Annotated in this window: 15 protein-coding genes and 1 tRNA gene; 7 read left to right on the top strand and 9 right to left on the bottom strand. The window is 76.1% G+C overall.

The window, feature by feature from the left end; all coding sequences use genetic code 11:
• Nucleotide 1 precedes the first annotated feature (1 nt).
• The 7 genes from thrC to KJP73_RS07860 all read right to left on the bottom strand — a co-directional run bounded on the left by thrC (nt 2) and on the right by KJP73_RS07860 (nt 8051).
• Nucleotides 2-1093: a threonine synthase gene (thrC, locus tag KJP73_RS07890; RefSeq protein ID WP_213282251.1), complete on the bottom strand. Its 1092-nt coding sequence runs from the start codon at nt 1091-1093 to the stop codon at nt 2-4.
• Nucleotides 1093-2457, bottom strand: coding sequence for a homoserine dehydrogenase (locus tag KJP73_RS07885; protein ID WP_213282250.1), 1365 nt, complete (start codon nt 2455-2457; stop codon nt 1093-1095). Before KJP73_RS07885 ends, thrC begins: the two co-directional genes overlap by 1 nt.
• Nucleotides 2454-2945 (bottom strand): HepT-like ribonuclease domain-containing protein, encoded by a 492-nt coding sequence (locus tag KJP73_RS07880; protein WP_213282249.1) that lies wholly within the window; start codon nt 2943-2945, stop codon nt 2454-2456. Before KJP73_RS07880 ends, KJP73_RS07885 begins: the two co-directional genes overlap by 4 nt.
• Nucleotides 2942-3565: a nucleotidyltransferase family protein gene (locus tag KJP73_RS07875; protein WP_213282248.1), complete on the bottom strand. Its 624-nt coding sequence runs from the start codon at nt 3563-3565 to the stop codon at nt 2942-2944. Before KJP73_RS07875 ends, KJP73_RS07880 begins: the two co-directional genes overlap by 4 nt.
• A gap of 37 nt (nt 3566-3602) precedes the next feature.
• A complete protein-coding gene (gene lysA / locus KJP73_RS07870; protein ID WP_213282247.1) occupies nt 3603-4982 on the bottom strand; it encodes a diaminopimelate decarboxylase in 1380 nt (459 codons plus the stop codon).
• Nucleotides 4979-6658, bottom strand: coding sequence for an arginine--tRNA ligase (gene argS, locus KJP73_RS07865; RefSeq protein WP_213282246.1), 1680 nt, complete (start codon nt 6656-6658; stop codon nt 4979-4981). The genes lysA and argS overlap by 4 nt, the downstream gene beginning before the upstream one ends.
• 115 nt (nt 6659-6773) lie before the next feature.
• On the bottom strand, nt 6774-8051 hold the full coding sequence (locus KJP73_RS07860; protein ID WP_213282245.1) for an MFS transporter: 1278 nt from the start codon (nt 8049-8051) through the stop codon (nt 6774-6776).
• Nucleotides 8052-8158: 107 nt separating this feature from the next.
• Between KJP73_RS07860 and KJP73_RS07855 the strand changes: the two genes are divergently transcribed.
• From KJP73_RS07855 to KJP73_RS07825, 7 genes are all read left to right on the top strand, one after another.
• On the top strand, nt 8159-8812 hold the full coding sequence (locus tag KJP73_RS07855; RefSeq protein ID WP_213282244.1) for a FadR/GntR family transcriptional regulator: 654 nt from the start codon (nt 8159-8161) through the stop codon (nt 8810-8812).
• 71 nt (nt 8813-8883) lie between these two features.
• Nucleotides 8884-8959, top strand: a tRNA-Arg gene (locus tag KJP73_RS07850).
• 123 nt (nt 8960-9082) lie between these two features.
• A complete protein-coding gene (locus KJP73_RS07845; protein WP_213282243.1) occupies nt 9083-9556 on the top strand; it encodes a hypothetical protein in 474 nt (157 codons plus the stop codon).
• Nucleotides 9557-9630: 74 nt separating this feature from the next.
• On the top strand, nt 9631-9927 hold the full coding sequence (locus KJP73_RS07840) for a hypothetical protein (RefSeq protein ID WP_213282242.1): 297 nt from the start codon (nt 9631-9633) through the stop codon (nt 9925-9927).
• Nucleotides 9927-11216 (top strand): WXG100 family type VII secretion target, encoded by a 1290-nt coding sequence (locus KJP73_RS07835; protein ID WP_213282241.1) that lies wholly within the window; start codon nt 9927-9929, stop codon nt 11214-11216. Before KJP73_RS07840 ends, KJP73_RS07835 begins: the two co-directional genes overlap by 1 nt.
• Nucleotides 11213-11992, top strand: a complete 780-nt coding sequence (locus KJP73_RS07830) for a hypothetical protein (protein ID WP_213282240.1) — start codon at nt 11213-11215, stop codon at nt 11990-11992. The genes KJP73_RS07835 and KJP73_RS07830 overlap by 4 nt, the downstream gene beginning before the upstream one ends.
• Nucleotides 11989-12600, top strand: coding sequence for a hypothetical protein (locus tag KJP73_RS07825; RefSeq protein WP_213282239.1), 612 nt, complete (start codon nt 11989-11991; stop codon nt 12598-12600). The genes KJP73_RS07830 and KJP73_RS07825 overlap by 4 nt, the downstream gene beginning before the upstream one ends.
• Nucleotides 12601-12728: 128 nt before the next feature.
• On the opposite strand, the gene KJP73_RS07820 is transcribed toward KJP73_RS07825, so the two are convergent.
• Both KJP73_RS07820 and KJP73_RS07815 read right to left on the bottom strand, forming a co-directional pair.
• Nucleotides 12729-14345 carry a methyl-accepting chemotaxis protein gene (locus tag KJP73_RS07820; protein ID WP_249669208.1) on the bottom strand — a complete coding sequence of 539 codons (1617 nt, stop codon included), beginning with the start codon at nt 14343-14345 and terminating at the stop codon, nt 12729-12731.
• A 135-nt stretch (nt 14346-14480) separates the two neighbouring features.
• Nucleotides 14481-15596 (bottom strand): WxL protein peptidoglycan domain-containing protein, encoded by a 1116-nt coding sequence (locus tag KJP73_RS07815; RefSeq protein WP_283770224.1) that lies wholly within the window; start codon nt 15594-15596, stop codon nt 14481-14483.
• Between the last annotated feature and the right edge of the window lie 108 nt (nt 15597-15704).

Here is a 15704-nt window from a genome sequence, read left to right as displayed (position 1 = left end):
GTCAGCCGAGGCCGAGGGCCGCGGCGATCTCGACCACGTCGGGCCGCACGCGGGTGGTCTCGACCTCGGTGCCGTCCGCGGTGCGCAGGGCCCACTGGGGGTCCTTGAGGCCGTGGCCGGTGACGGTGACGACGATCCGCGCGCCCGCCGGCACGCGCCCGGCCTCCGCCATCTTGAGGATGCCCGCGACGCCCGCGGCCGACGCCGGCTCGACGAACACGCCGACCTGCGAGGACAGCACGCGGTGCGCGGCGAGGATCTCGTCGTCCGTCACCGCGTCGATGAGCCCGCCCGACAGGTCGCGCGCCGCCTCGGCCTGCGTCCAGGACGCGGGGTTGCCGATCCGGATCGCCGTGGCGATGGTCTCGGGCTCGGTGATCGGGTACCCGCGCACGATCGGCGCGGCGCCGGCCGCCTGGAACCCCCACATGATCGGCGTGTGCGTGGCGACCGCGCCGTGCTCCGCGCCGGCGTCGAGGCCCGCGTACTCGCGGAACCCCTTCCAGTACGCGGTGATGTTGCCGGCGTTGCCGACGGGCAGCGCGTGGATGTCGGGGGCGTCGCCCAGGGCGTCGACGATCTCGAACGCGCCGGTCTTCTGGCCCTCGATGCGGTCCGGGTTCACGGAGTTGACGAGCTCCACCGGGTACGCCTCGGCGAGCTTGCGCGCGGCGACCAGGCAGTCGTCGAAGTTGCCGTCGACCTGCAGCAGCCGCGCACCGTGCGCGACGGCCTGGCTGAGCTTGCCCATCGCGATCTTGCCGTCCGGCACGAGCACCGCGCAGACCATCCCGGCGGCCGTGGCGTACGCCGCGGCCGACGCCGAGGTGTTGCCGGTGGACGCGCACACGACGGCCTTCGCGCCACGGCCCGCGGCCGCGGACATCGCGGTCGTCATGCCGCGGTCCTTGAAGGACCCGGTCGGGTTCATGCCCTCGACCTTGACGTACACCTCCGCGCCGGTCAGCGCCGAGAGCGCGGGGGCGGGGACGAGCGGCGTGCCGCCCTCGCCGAGCGTCACGACACGCTCCTGGACGTGCGCCGGCAGGCGGTCCGCGTACTCGCGGATCACACCGCGCCACTGGTGGGCCATCAGGCTCCCTCGACTCGCAGGACGGACACGACCTGGCGGACGGAGCCGAGGTCGCCGATCGCGGCGACGGTGGCGGCCAGCGCGGCCTCCGGCGCCTCGTGCGTGGTGATGACGAGGCGGGCGACGCCCGGAGCCTCGTCGGTGCTGGTCACGTCGGCGGGCGACTGCCGCACGGCCTCGATGGACACCCCGTGCTCCGCGAGCACCGCGGACACCTGGGCGAGCACGCCGGGGCGGTCGTCGACGTCGAGCCGCACCTGGTAGCGGGTGCGCGCCGACTCGGCGGGCAGCACCGGCAGGGCGGCGTACCAGGACTCGGCGGGGCCGCGCCCGCCGTGCACCCGGTGCCGGGCCGCGGACACCACGTCGCCGAGCACGGCCGACGCGGTCGGCGCACCGCCGGCGCCCCGGCCGTAGAACATGAGCTCGCCGGCGGCCTCGGCCTCGACGAACACGGCGTTGAACGCGCCCCGGACGCCGGCCAGCGGGTGGGCCAGCGGGACCAGCGACGGGTGCACGCGCACCTGGACGCCGTCGCCGCCGCCGTCGGTGGTGCGGCGCTCGGCGATCGCGAGCAGCTTGATGACGTGCCCGGTCCGGCCGGCCCACGCGACGTCGTCCGCGGTGACCGCGGTGATGCCCTGGCGGTCGACGTCCTCGAGCGAGACCCGGGTGTGGAACGCCAGCGAGGCGAGGATCGCGGCCTTGGCCGCGGCGTCGAACCCCTCGACGTCGGCCGTCGGGTCGGCCTCCGCGTACCCGAGCGCCTGCGCCTCGGCGACGGCCGCGTCGAGGTCGAGACCGTCGGTGGCCATCCGGTCGAGCACGTAGTTGGTCGTGCCGTTCACGATGCCGAGGACGCGGTGCACGCGGTCGCCGGTGAGCGACTCGCGCACGGGCCGGACCAGCGGGATCGCCCCGGCGACCGCGGCCTCGAAGTACACGTCGACGCCCGCGGCGTCCGCGGCCTGGTAGAGCGTGGGGCCGTCCTCGGCGAGCAGCGCCTTGTTCGCCGTCACGACCGCGGCCCCGTGCTCGATCGCGCGCAGCAGCAGCGACCGGGCGGGCTCGATGCCGCCGACGACCTCGACGACGACGTCCGCCTTCGTGACCAGCGCCTTGGCGTCGGAGGTCAGCAGCGACCGGTCCACGACGGGGTCGCGGTCGGCGTCGACGTCGCGCACGGCCACGCCGACGAGCTCCAGCGGGGCGCCGACGCGGGCGGCCAGGTCCTCCGCCTGCGTGGTGAGCAGCCGCACGACCTCCGTGCCCACGACGCCGCAGCCGAGCAGGGCGACCCGCACCGCCGGGCGCTCCGTCGTCGCGGGCCGGGCGTGCCGGCCGGTCTCGTCGCGTGCAGTCACCGCGTGCGCCTCTCGATCACGCCCGGACGTCCCGGGTCCGCTGGGATACGGCCGGCGCTGAGGCGCCCGGCCGCTGACACAGGATAGGGGCGAGGCCCCCGCCGCCGGCCGGGTATCCACAGCGTGGTCGCCGCGCTCCCGCGGCGGACGTCACGGCACCGCCGGCAGCTCGTCCGCCCCGCGAGCAGTCGGGCCCGGAGCGGCCCGACGTCGCGGTCGACCGCCATGCGGACGACCTCCGCGTCGACGGTGAAGTAGCCGTGCACGATGCGGTTGCGCGTGGCGCGCACCGACGGCCAGCTCCCGCCGCAGACGGTGTCACGGAGCACCGGGGGCAGCTGGGCGATGCAGTCGATCGCCACCGCGAGACGCAGGCACACCGCGTCGAACCCCGCCTGGTGGTCCAGGCCCAGCACCGCCACGTGCTTCCGGAGCGCGTCGACGTGCTCGAGCGCCTCGGCCACGAGGTCCGCCGTCGTCCGCGTCACAGGGCGATCGCCTCGACGGTCGCAGCGACGCGCGGCTTCAACATGCGTGCGGGCACCACGTCCACCGGCCGCCCGAGGATCTCCACCAGGTCGACCTCGGCGCGGCCCAGGTCGAACAGGCTGACGCCGGGAGCGAGGTCGACGAGCAGGTCGACGTCGGAGTCGGGCCGGTCCTCGCCCCGCGCGACGGAGCCGAAGACGCGCACGTTGGACAGCCCGTACCGCTCGGCTGCTGCCACGATCGCGTCACGGTGCTCCCCCAGCACGCGGGCCAGCGTCGAGCTGTCCGCGCCTGCGGAGGGCACGTGCGCACCGCGCCCGTGGTCCTTGCCGCCCCGCACCTCGACGGCGACCGTCGGCGGCACCAGGTCGATGCGGCGCAGCAGCCGCGCGACCTCCGGCTGGCTCCGGCCGAGCGCGGCGGCGATCCGGCGCTGGCTCCACCCGAGGTCCGCCGCCTGCCGCGCCGCCAGGACGAGTGCGCGAGCGGCGTCGGCCCGCAGCCTCTCGGCTCGCGCCGCCGCCTCACCGAGGTACGCGGCGAACGCCTCCTCGACCGGCGACGGGCTCGGGTCCCCCGCGGGCTCCTTCTGACCGTCGTCCACCGCACCTGACCCCATGGCCGCCACCTCCGATAGCACATGCTATCGGGCAGGGTCAGCCGAGGTCGAGGGCCAGGAGGTCGTCCTCGGTCTCGCGCCGGACCAGCACCCGGGTGGCACCGTCGGCGACCGCGACGACCGGCGGCCGCGGCACGTGGTTGTAGTTGGAGGCCATCGACCGCCCGTACGCGCCGGTCGCCGCGACGGCGAGCAGGTCGCCGGGCGCGACGTCGGCGGGGAGCTGCACCTGGTGCACGACGATGTCGCCGCTCTCGCAGTGCTTGCCCACGACACGCGCGAGGACGGTGTCCGCCGAGCCCGTGCGGGACACGACGGCCGCGTGGTAGTGCGCGCCGTACAGGGCGGGGCGGATGTTGTCGCTCATCCCGCCGTCGACCGAGACGTACAGCCGCTCGCTGCCGTCGTCCAGGCGCACGGGCTTCACCGTCCCGACGGTGTACAGGGTGAGCGTGGTGGGGCCGACGACCGCGCGTCCCGGCTCGAACGACAACCGCGGCACCGGCGTGCCGAGCGAGGCGCAGGCGGAGTCGACGGCCGCGGCGATCTCCTTCGCGATGCGCCCGGTGTCGAGCGGCACCTCCCCCGGCAGGTAGGCGATGCCGAACCCGCCGCCCAGGTCCACCTCGGGCACCAGGTAGCCGGTGCGGGCCGCCAGGTCGGCGCGCAGGCCCAGCACGCTGGCGGCCGCGACGGCGAACCCGGCGGGGTCGAGGATCTGGGAGCCGATGTGCGAGTGGATGCCGAGCAGCCGCAGCTCGGGCCGGCGCAGGATCTCCTCGAGCGCCGCCATCGCGGGGCTGACCGGGTCGTCGCCGCCGGTCCGGGCCGCGACCGACAGGCCGAACTTCTGGTCCTCGTGGGCGGTCGAGATGTACTCGTGGCCGCCGGCGTGCACGCCCGTGGTGACGCGCACCATCACCGGCGCGGGCGGGGCACCGGCGCCGCGGGCGCGCACCGCGGCGACGACCCGCTCGATCTCCCCGAAGGAGTCGACGATGATCCGTCCGACCCCGGCCTCGAGCGCCCGCGCGATCTCGGCGTCGGACTTGTTGTTCCCGTGCAGCCCCAGGTGCTCCCCCGGGACGCCGGCGCGCAGGGCGACCGCGAGCTCGCCGCCGGTGGAGGTGTCGACCCGCAGGCCCTCCTCGTGCGCCCAGCGCGCGACGGCCACGGACAGGAAGGCCTTGCCGGCGTAGTAGACGTCCACGCCGGCGCCGATCTCGCCGAACGCGCGCTCGAACGCCCCGCGCAGGTCCCGGGCGCGGGCGCGGAAGTCCGCCTCGTCGAGCACGTACGCGGGCGTGCCCTGCTGCGCCGCCAGGTCGCGCACGTCGACGCCCGCGACGCGCACGGCGCCGTCCGCCCCGCGCGTGGCGTTGGCGGACCACGGCAGGCCCAGCGGCTGCGCGGTCACATGCGCTCCGGTGCGCTGACCCCGAGCAGGTGCAGGCCGTTCGCCAGGACCTGGCGGGTGGCGTCGTTGAGCCACAGGCGGGTGCGGTGCACGTCACCGACCTGCTCGTCCCCGAACGGCAGGACGCGGCGCTGGTCGTACCACTTGTGGTACGCCCCGGCGAGCTCCTCCAGGTAGCGGGCGACGCGGTGCGGCTCGCGGAGCTCGGCGGCCTGCGCGACGATCCGCGGCAGCTCGGCGAGCCGGCCGAGCAGCACCGCCTCGGACTCGTGGTCGAGCAGCGCGGCGTCGAAGCCGTCCTCACGGCGCACGCCCGCGTCGGCGGCGTTGCGCGCCACCGAGCACGTCCGGGCGTGCGCGTACTGCACGTAGTAGACGGGGTTCTCGTTGGTCGCCCGCGTGAGCAGGTCCAGGTCGAGGTCGATCGAGGAGTCCGCCGAGGACCGCGCCAGCGAGTACCGCGCGGCGTCCACGCCGACGGCCTCCACCAGGTCCTCGAGAGTCACGACGGTGCCCGCGCGCTTGCTCATGCGGACCGGCTGGCCGTCCTTGACCAGGTTGACCAGCTGGCCGATGAGGATCTCGAGGTTGACGCCCGGGGTGTCGCCGAACGCGGCGCACATCGCCATCATGCGCCCGATGTACCCGTGGTGGTCGGCGCCCAGCATGATGATCACGCGGTCGAACCCGCGCTCCCGCTTGTCGAGGTAGTACGCCAGGTCGCCCGCGATGTACGCGGCCTCGCCGTCGGACTTGATGATGACGCGGTCCTTGTCGTCCCCGAACTCCGTGGTGCGGAGCCAGGTCGCGCCGTCGGCGTCGAAGATGTGGCCGAGCTCGCGCAGCCGGGCGACCGCGCGCTCGACGGCGCCGGTCTCGTGGAGCGTGTCCTCGTGGAAGTACACGTCGAAGTCGACGCCGAACTCGTGCAGGGCCTGCTTGATCTCGCCGAACATGAGGTCGACCCCGCGGGCGCGGAACACCTCCTGCGCCTCGGCGTCCGGCAGCGTGCGGGGGTCGGGCTCCCCGGCTGCGGCGGCCTGCGCGATCACGGCGTCGGCGATGTCGGCGATGTACTGACCGCCGTAGCCGTCCTCCGGCGCCTCCTCGCCCTTCGCCCGGGCGAGGAGGGAGCGGGCGAACCGGTCGATCTGCGCGCCGTGGTCGTTGAAGTAGTACTCGCGGCCGACGCGGGCGCCGGACGCCTCCAGCACGCGCGCCAGGCTGTCCCCGACCGCGGCCCAGCGGACACCGCCGATGTGGATCGGCCCGGTGGGGTTGGCGGAGACGAACTCGAGGTTGATGCTCTGCCCGGCCAGCGAGGTGCCGCGCCCGTACGCGGGCCCGGCCTCGACGACCGACCGGGCGAGCTCGCCCGCGGCGGCCGTGTCGAGCGTGATGTTGAGGAAGCCGGGGCCCGCCACGTCGACCTTCGCGACGCCCGGGGCGTCCGCGAGGCGGCGCGCGAGCTCCTCCGCGAAGGCGCGGGGGTTGGTGCCGGCCTTCTTGGCCAGCTGCAGGGCCACGTTGGTCGCCCAGTCGCCGTGCTCGCGCTGCCGGGGTCGCTCCACGTGCACCGTCTCGGGCAGGTCGGCGGCGGGCAGGGCGAACGTCCCGTCGGCGACGGCACCCGCGAGGGCGGCGCGCAGGGACTCGGAGAGCTCAGCAGGGGTCACCGGACAAGCGTAGCGACGCCCCGCACCTGCCCCGACCGTCGTCCACAGGCGGCGGACCCGGGCGGCGGACCCGGGCGACGGGCCCAGGCGGCGGACCCGGGCCGCCGCGGCGGGGTCAGGCGGGCGGCGTCGACCCGCGCGGGCCCCAGGTGTCCTCGAGCATGACCGGCCGGCACGCGACGGTGGCCGCCGCCAGCAGCACGACCAGCGTGCCGATGAGGAACAGCAGCGCCGCCGTCCAGCCGCCGGTCGCGTCGTACAGCACGCCGATCAGCAGCGGGCCGGTCCCGGCGATCGCGTACCCGACGCCCTGGGTGAAGCCGGACAGCGACGCCGCCCCGGCCGAGGTCCGCGTCCGCAGGTTGATGAGCGCCAGCAGCACCGGGAACGCGCCCGGGCCCAGCCCGCCCAGCACGATCCACAGCCACAGCGGACCGTCCGGCGACACGAGCAGCCCGACGTAGGACGCCACGAAGCACGCGACGAAGAAGACGATCAGCCCGATCGGGTTCCGCATCCGGGCCGCGGCGATCGGGGCCACCAGCGCGGGCGGCAGGCTGAGGATCGCGTACACCGACAGCCACGTCCCCGCGGCGTGCGGCGACGTGCCGTCGTCGATGAGGATCTGCGGCAGCCAGGCGAACATGGCGTAGACGTTGAGCGAGTTCATCGCGAACGTCACGCCCATGCCCCACGCGAGCGGGCTGCGCCACACCCGCCCGCCGGAGCGGTGCCGGGACGTCAGAGCGGGCGTCGTCGTGGGCGAGCGCCGCAGCACGCCCGCGAGCTCCGCGCGGGCGGCCGCGGACCGCACCACCACGACCACCCACGGCACCGCGGCGAGCACGCCGACCACCGACCAGACCGACAGCGACACCCGCCAGCCCAGGCGCTCGGCCACCGGCACGGCGAGCAGCGCCGGGAGCGCCGTGCTGACCGACATCGTCACCGAGTAGACGGACGTGACGACGCCGATGCGGTCCGGGAAGTACCGCTTGACCACCGGGGGCAGCAGCACGTTCCCCATCCCCATGCCCGCGAGCGCGATCACGGTCCAGCCCAGGAACCCCGTGGCGGTCGACGTCCCGGACCGCACGACCTCGCCGGTCACGGACAGCAGCATCGCCAGGACCAGCAGCGGCTCGAGCCCGAGGCGCCGCGCGAGCACCGGGGTCAGCGACCCGAACGCCGCGAACGAGATCACCGGGATGGTCCCCAGCAGGCCCGCCTCGGTGGCCGACAGCGCGACGTCCTCGCGCACCAGGTCGAGGATCGGGGACACCGACGCGACGGCGATCCGCAGGTTCAGCGCGACCAGCACGACGCCCAGCAGGACGATCCGGCGACCGCGCCAGGGCGCGGTGGAGCGGACGGGCACAGGGGCAGACGGCATTGCGGCCTCGGTTCGAGCAGAGGGAGGGCGCGCTGCGGCGGGCGCTGGCGGACGGGTGCCGGCTTCGTGTTGAATCGCGGCACAACTGACCAGGGAGACTACCCCGCATGACGCGACGCACCGGCCTCATCGACGCGACGGTGGCCCAGCTCAGGGCGCGCATCACCTCAGGCGACTGGCCGGTCGGCACCCGCATCCCGCCGGAGCCGGCGCTGGTGGAGCTGCTCGGCGTCGGCCGCAACACCGTGCGCGAGGCGGTGCAGTCGCTGGTGCACGCCGGGCTCGTCGAGCGCCGGCAGGGCTCCGGCACCTACGTGCTGTCGACGTCCGAGCTCGCGGTGAGCATGGGCCGCCAGATCGCCGACGCCCGGCAGCGCGACGTCATCGAGGTCCGCCGCAGCCTGGAGGTCGAGGCGGCCCGGCTGGCTGCGCGCCGCCGCACCACGACCGACGTGGGCACCATCACCGCGCTGCGCGACCAGCGCGCGGAGGCCTACCGGTCCGGCGCGCTGGACGCGATGGTGGCCACGGACCTGGCGCTGCACCGGGCGATCGCCCGCGCCGCACGGAACCCCGTGCTGCTGTCGCTCTACGAGAACCTGATCGACGCCGTCACCGACAACATCCGGTTCAACTTCGCGCAGATCCTGCAGGACGGCGACAACCACGACGCGCTGGTCGAGGCCATCGCCGCCGGTGACGACGCCCGTGCCGTGGACGAGGCGAGCTCGTACCTGTCGGGGCTGCTCGGGGAGGACTGAAGGGCTGGTAGTCTCATGCATCGCGCCGGTCGGTACGACTCGGTGCGATGCAGGTCCGATGCAGGTCCAGCGCCCTCGTAGCTCAGTGGATAGAGCGTCTGCCTCCGGAGCAGAAGGTCGTAGGTTCGAATCCTATCGAGGGCACCATCGAGGCCCGGGTTCCCGTCACGGGGGTCCGGGCCTTCGTCGTCCCCGGCCGCCCTCCGGCGTGGCTCGCTGTGTAGCGTGGCTCCCGGCGCAGCCGACGCCGCGAACAGGAGGGACGCCGACGTGACGGGAACGGGAACCGCGGGGGGCCGTGCGGCCGACGTCGTGCTGCTGCGGGAGCTCGACCCGTCGGGCCGCGGGGCGGTGCACGCCACGCTCGACCGGGCGGCCGGCGTCCTGTCCCCCGAGCGGCGGTCGTTCCGCGTCCGGCCGGTGGCGCTGGACCGGCGCGCGTACGCGGTCGTGACGGCCGGTCGCTCGCAGGTGCAGCTGACGGTGGAGCGCGCGGCCGGCTGGCGTCGTGCGAGCGTCCCGCTGCTGGACATGCGCTCCGGCCGGGAGGCCGCGCAGCCCGCCGACGCGGCACGGGCGCTGGCCGACGCGCTGGAGTCCCGCGGCGTCGGCAACGGCGCCCGCGTGGTGGCCGACCTGCGCGCGCACGCCGCGCACCTGGAGCGGGGCGGTGCGGTGACGTCGTCGCCGCTGGCCCGGCTGGTGGGGCTCGGCGGGGGCGGCGCGATCAGCGCGCTGGGCTGATCCGCTGGGCCGGGCTGGGCTGATCGAGGGCTGATCGACATCGGTACGACGAGCGCACGGAGGAACGGGCGAGCATGAGCGTGGACGTCTCGATCGCGGCGCTGGACACCGCGGCGACGGATCTCGAGGCCGCGGCCGCGGCGCTGCAGGAGGTGGACGTCGCCGGCCCCTTCGCGGGCATCGACGGCGCGCTGCCGGGCTCCGCGACGGCCGGGGCGGCGGTGTGGGTGTCGACCCGGGTCGCCGCGGCGGTGCAGGTGCTCGGCGAGAACGTCCGCGGGATGTCGGCCAGCGCGTCGGGGTCCGCGGCGGGGTACCGCGGCGCGGAGAGCTCCGTGCAGAGCCGCTTCGGCGCGATGGCGGTGCAGTGATGGCGGCGCTGACGCTGGCGGTCGTGCGCGGGTGGCGGCCCGAGGCGCTCGCCGAGGCCGCGACCGGTGTCGCGACCGCGCAGCAGACGGTCGAGTCGCAGGTCGAGGCGGCGCGGTCCGCGATCACGCGGCTGACCGACGTGTGGGACGGCGACGCCGCGCGCGCCGCCTCGGAGCGGATGGCGCGCGAGGCGACCACGGGGTTCGAGCTGGCGGACGCGCTCGAGTCGGCCCGGTCCGCGCTCGCCGCGGGTGCCACCGACCTGGGCCGTGCGCGCTCGGCGGTGCTGTCGACGGTCGACGCCGCGGTCGCCGCCGGGTTCCGGGTCGACGACGACGGGCGGGTCACCGCCCCGACGCTGCCGCCGGTGATGACGGCCGCGGGCGACCCCGACGGCGCGGCGGCCCGGCGCGACGCCGACCAGCGCGCGCTCAACGACGAGGCCGAGCAGCACGCGGAGGCGATCGGGTCGGCCCTGACGGCGGTCGCGACCACGGACCAGCAGGTGGCGGACCGGCTCTCGGCGGTCGAGGTCCCGCAGACGCTGGCCTCCGCGGTCGACGCCTACCTGCAGCGCGCGTTCGAGAGCGGCGACGTCATCGCGGCCCTCGGCGGGGTCGGTGCCGGTGGGGTGGCGCTCGCGCAGGTGATCCAGGGCGTCGTGAAGTCGGCGACCAAGTCGACGGCGTACCTGCAGTTCCTCAAGGCCTCGGGCGCGCCGATCACGCACTACCAGGCGATGCTCGACAACTTCGCCAAGGCGGACGCCGCGCTCGACACGTTCAAGAACGGCAAGCCCGGGGGCGGGTTCCTCGGCAAGATCATCGGCTCGCGGGCCGCCGGCCTCCTCGGCAAGGCGTTCCTGCCGCTGACCGTCGTCACCGGGGTGGTCGACACCGTCACCGGCGGCGGCTACGACGGCGCCCGCGGGTGGGCGACGCGCGCCTTCGGCCTCGGCGGCGCGGTCGGCGCGGGCGCTCTGCTCGCGGCGGGCGCGGGCGTCGTGGCGCTCGGGCCTGTCGGCCTCGCGGTCGCGGGCGGCGCGGTCCTGGCCTACGGCGCGTGGAGCGTCGGGAACCTCGTGTGGGACAACCGCGAGGCCATCGGGGACTTCCTCGGCTCCGCGGCGGGTCACGTCAAGGACGCCGCCGTGGGGGCGTGGAACGCGACCACCGACGCGGTGTCCGACGCCGCCGACTGGGCCGGCGAGCAGGTCGACAAGGCCAAGGACGCCGTCTCGGACTTCGGCAAGGGCGCCCTCGACGTCGTCTCGTTCGGGCTGCTGTGAGCGCCGGGACCCCGGCCACGGAGGCCGCCGCCGTGCCCGTCGAGGTGCTCACGGACGAGGAGCTCGCGGTGCTGCACGGCCCCGAGAGCCTGGTCGTGCAGCCGCACCTCGCGACGCTGCCCGACGCGGACCGCGCCCTCGCGCTGCGCACCGCCTACCGCGGGCTGCTGGCCCGCGGCATCGTCGACCCCCCGACCGCGGAGGCGCTGGCCGCGGCCGTCGGCGAGCCGACCGTCGAGCTGCAGGTCCGCGAGGACGTGCTGTCGCTCGTGGCGCTGCGCCGGGGCGCGCCCGCGGTGGTGTGCGTCGCGCGGACCACGGTGGTCGGGCAGGACTTCTGGTACGCCCACGTGGTGCGGGACGTCGTGCTGGTCGAGCAGGTGAGCGGGGACGGCCTGCACCGGTTCGCGCTCGCGCGGGCCGAGACGCTCGGCGACCTGCTGCTCGACGCCGCCGTGCACCCGGGGACGTCCGACGGGTCCGGGCCCGCGATCGACCTGCCCGACCCCTCCGAGCCCCCGCTGGAGATCACCGAGCGGCTCGGGTCGGCGCTGCTGCGCGCGGACGTGGTGGTCCGGACGGTCGACGACCGGCAGCCGCCGCTCAGCGGCCTGTTCACCGGCCCCGGCGGCGCGTGGCTGCTGTCCGCGCGGGAGGGCGACCACGGGCCGGTCACGGCGGCGCCCGTCAGCCGCGAGGACCTGGAGGCGCACGTGCGGGACCTCGCCGCCGTCGCCGTCGCAGCGGCCGTCCCCGCGGGCGGGGCCGGCCGGTGAGCGCGCCCGACGCCGTGCGGCTGCCCGTCCCGACGTCGCGCTCGGGCCGGCGCTGGCTGGTCGCCACGGCGGTGGCGGTCCTGGTGGTCATGGCGGTCATCGCCGTCACGCAGCCGGAGAACCGGCCGGCGGTGCTCGTGACGGTCCCCGTGCTCGCGCTGCTCACGGCCGGGCTGCTGTGGCGCTCGACCTGGCTCGAGCCGGCGGGCGGCGCGCTCGTCGTGCTGCGCCTGGGCCGGTTCCGCCGGCGCGTCCCCCTCGGCCCGACCACGAGCGTCGCCCTGGTGCCGAACGGTGCCGGCGGGCTGCTGCTGGGCGCCCGTCCGCAGGGATCCCGCCGGCGGCTGTTCGTCTCGGTGCTGTCGCTCACGGACTACGTCGAGGCGTCGCTGCCCCCCGAGCTGCTGCGCTCCCTCGCCGACACCCTCGAGCGGCACCGCGCCGGTGGCGCGCCCGCGGTGGCCCGTGCGCTGCGCGCGCAGGCGGAGCACCTCGAGGCGGGCGGCGACCTGCGGGGCTCCCCGCTCGCCCCGCTGCTCACCTACGGCGCGGTGAACGCGGCGAAGGCGGGCGGCGCGGGGGCGGTGGGCTCGCAGCTCGGCGGCTGACCCGCGGCCGGCCGGCGCCAGGCTGCGCGCCGAGGTCGTCAGTCCGGCACGAGGTCGTCAGGTGTGCGGGACGACCTCGTGCGCAGATGACGACCTCGGGGCGGCGCGGCCGGGCGTCGGCCCGCACGTCAGACGCGGAACGCCGCGATCTTGCCCGCCATCTCGTGCGACAGCGCCACGACGCCGTCCATGCTGCCGTCCACCTGGGTGAGCGCCTGCGCGCTCGTCCCGGCGCTGGCGGCGACGGCCGTGACGTTCTGCGCGATGTCGGCCGCGCCCTGCGCCGCCTCGGCCACGCCGCGGGACATCTCGTTGGTGGTGGCGGTCTGCTGCTCGACGGCCGAGGCGATCGTCAGCTGGTAGTCGTTGATGCGGGCGATGATCTCCGCGATCTCGCCGATCGCGACCACGGCGCCGGACGTGTCGGCCTGGATCGCGTCGACCCGGCGGGCGATGTCCTCCGTGGCCTTGGCGGTCTCCTGCGCGAGCTCCTTGACCTCGCCGGCCACGACCGCGAAGCCCTTGCCGGCCTCACCGGCGCGCGCGGCCTCGATCGTCGCGTTCAGCGCCAGCAGGTTCGTCTGCTCCGCGATGGACGTGATGACCTTGACGACGTTGCCGATCTCCTGGCTCGACGCCCCCAGGCGCGCCACCTGCTCGTTGGTCGCCTCGGCGACGGCCGTGGCCTCGCCGGCGACGCGGGCGGCCTGCGCGGAGTTCTGCGCGATCTCGCGGATGCTGGCCCCCATCTGCTCGGTCCCCGCGGCGACGGTCTGCACCGTCCGCGACACCTGCTCGGCCGCCGCGGCGACCGCGCCGGCCTGGGCCGACGTCTCCCCGGCCGCCCGCGCGCCGTCGCGCGACGCGTCCCGCAGCGCGGCCGCGGTCCCGCTGGTCCGGTCCGCCGTGCTCGCCACCTGCCCGACGACGGCCGACATGGACTCGATCGCCGCGTCGAGCGCCGCGCCCGCGCGGGTGATCTCCCCGCCGCCCGTCAGGCCGGTGCGCCGGGTCAGGTCGCCGTCGGCCATCGCGGCCGCGACGTCCCGGATGCGGCCCGCGGGCCCGGCGATGTCCCGGGTGACCTTGCGCGCGGCGAACACCGCGAACGCGGCGGCCGCGGCCCCGACCAGGACCAGCACGAGCCGGCCGCGCTCCTGCGCCGCGCTCTGGGCCTCCTGCAGCGCCGTGACCCGGGCGCCGGCGGACGCCTGGACCTGCTCCGCGAGCCCGAGCACCTGGGCGTACGACTCCCCCGCGCTGCCCTCGTTGATGCTGGTCAGCGCCGCGCGGTAGTCGTCCGGGTCGCCGGTGGCGAGCAGCGCCACCACCTCGGCGTCACCGGCGAAGAACGAGTCCCACGCGGGCTCCAGCGCCGCGAACGCCTGCTGCTCCTCGGGGGTCGCGCCGGTCAGGTCCAGGTCCGCGAACCAGGCCTGCACGTCCTGCTGCGCCTGCAGCACGCCCGCACGGTTCTGGGAGTCGTCCGCGAGCGCCGCCTCCGGGCCGAACGCCGTGACGTCGGCCAGGACCAGGCCCTGCCACCCGGTCGCGTCGGCGATCTGGAACCGGGCGTCGTCGGCCAGGCGCAGCACGCGGTCGGCGGCCGCGACCTGGTCGGCGTACGAGCGCTGCGTCTGCGCGGTCACGATGCCCACCGCGATGGCCAGCACGAGCACCGCGATCAGGGAGCCGAACACCGCGGACATCCGGCGGCCGATGGACTGGTCACGCCAACCACGCATGGAGGGGCCTCGCTTCGAGCACGTGAGGCGCTGGGAGGGCGCGCCTCGGGTGCCCTCCCGATCGGCCGCCGACGGCGCGGTCTGACCCGTGACCGGCGAGACGCGCGTCACCGTGCCCGTGCCGTCGCAGCGCGCTCAGCGCACGCGCGGCGTCGGCACCGCCTCCCCGGCCGCCCGCGCCCGGAGCTCCGCGTCGACGCGCTCCTGGACCCGGCGCTCCTCGGCCGCGTCCCGGTCCCGCCGGCGGCGCCGCGCGAGCCGCGGCAGCAGCACGGCCGCGGCCGCGACGAGCAGCAGGACCACGAGCAGCGTCCACGGCACCGCCCAGGTGTGCGCGGTGCCCGTCACCGGCGTCAGCGACGACGTCGACCCCGCCGCGTCGGTGAGCGTGGGCGTGACCGTGACCTCGGCACCGAGCCGCAGGGTGGGCCATGCGCCCGGGACCGGCACGGACACGGTCCACTCCTCCCCCGGCAGCAGCTGCGGCGGCGCCCCGACGTCGCCGGCGTCGACCCGCAGCAGCCCGAACGGGCCGGAGACCGCGACGTCCTGGTGGGCGGACAGGGCGGTGTTGCCGGTGTTGTGCAGCGTGTAGGTGACCGTCGCGTCGCCGCCCGCGGCCGGGTTCGGGGTGCCGCTGTACCCGACGCGCACGTCCTCGACGGCGAGCGCCGGTGCGAGCTCGCCGCCCACGCGCAGGTCGACGCGGATGCCGAGCCGGCGGTCGACGGTGATGCCCTCCGCCGCGTCGGCCTGGACGAGCGAGGTCAGCACCCCGCCGGCGTAGTCGCCCGGCGTCGCGTCGTCCGGGACCGCGACGGTGAACGGCAGCTCGACCGTCGCGCCGGGCTCCACGGTGACGCTGCCGGTCCCGGTGGTCAGCCAGGCGCCGACGCCCGTCGACTCCAGGTCGGGGGTGAGAAGGTCGAGCTGGCCGCTCTCGGTGGTGTACCCGTCGGCGGCGTAGACGGCGAGGTCCAGCGGCTCGTCCCCGTGGTTGGCGACCACCAGGGCGTCGTCGACGGAGGAGCCCGGCTCGACGCTGTACGTGAAGCCGGTGCGGTCGGAGCCGAAGTCGTTGGACGCGGTGCGCACGGTCCACGTGACGTCATCGGCCCCGGCCCCGGCGGCGGGGTCGGCGGCGGGGTCGCCGGCGGCCGTCGCGGCGGTGCCGGTGCCGACGAGCGCGGCCACGGCGGCCAGCAGGACGAGGAGGCTGCGGAGGGCGGCCGGCGTGCGGGGGTGCGTCATCGGGACCTCGGGGGGGGGGGGGGGGGGCGGGGGGCCGGCACGGGCGGGGGGGGGGGGGGCGGGCCGGCCCCCCCCCGGGGGGGGGGGGGGGGGGGGGGGGGGGGGGGG

The organism is Cellulomonas hominis (assembly GCF_901521055.1).
Lineage (GTDB): Bacteria > Actinomycetota > Actinomycetes > Actinomycetales > Cellulomonadaceae > Cellulomonas > Cellulomonas endometrii.
This window is presented reverse-complemented; position numbering and strand designations above follow the sequence as displayed.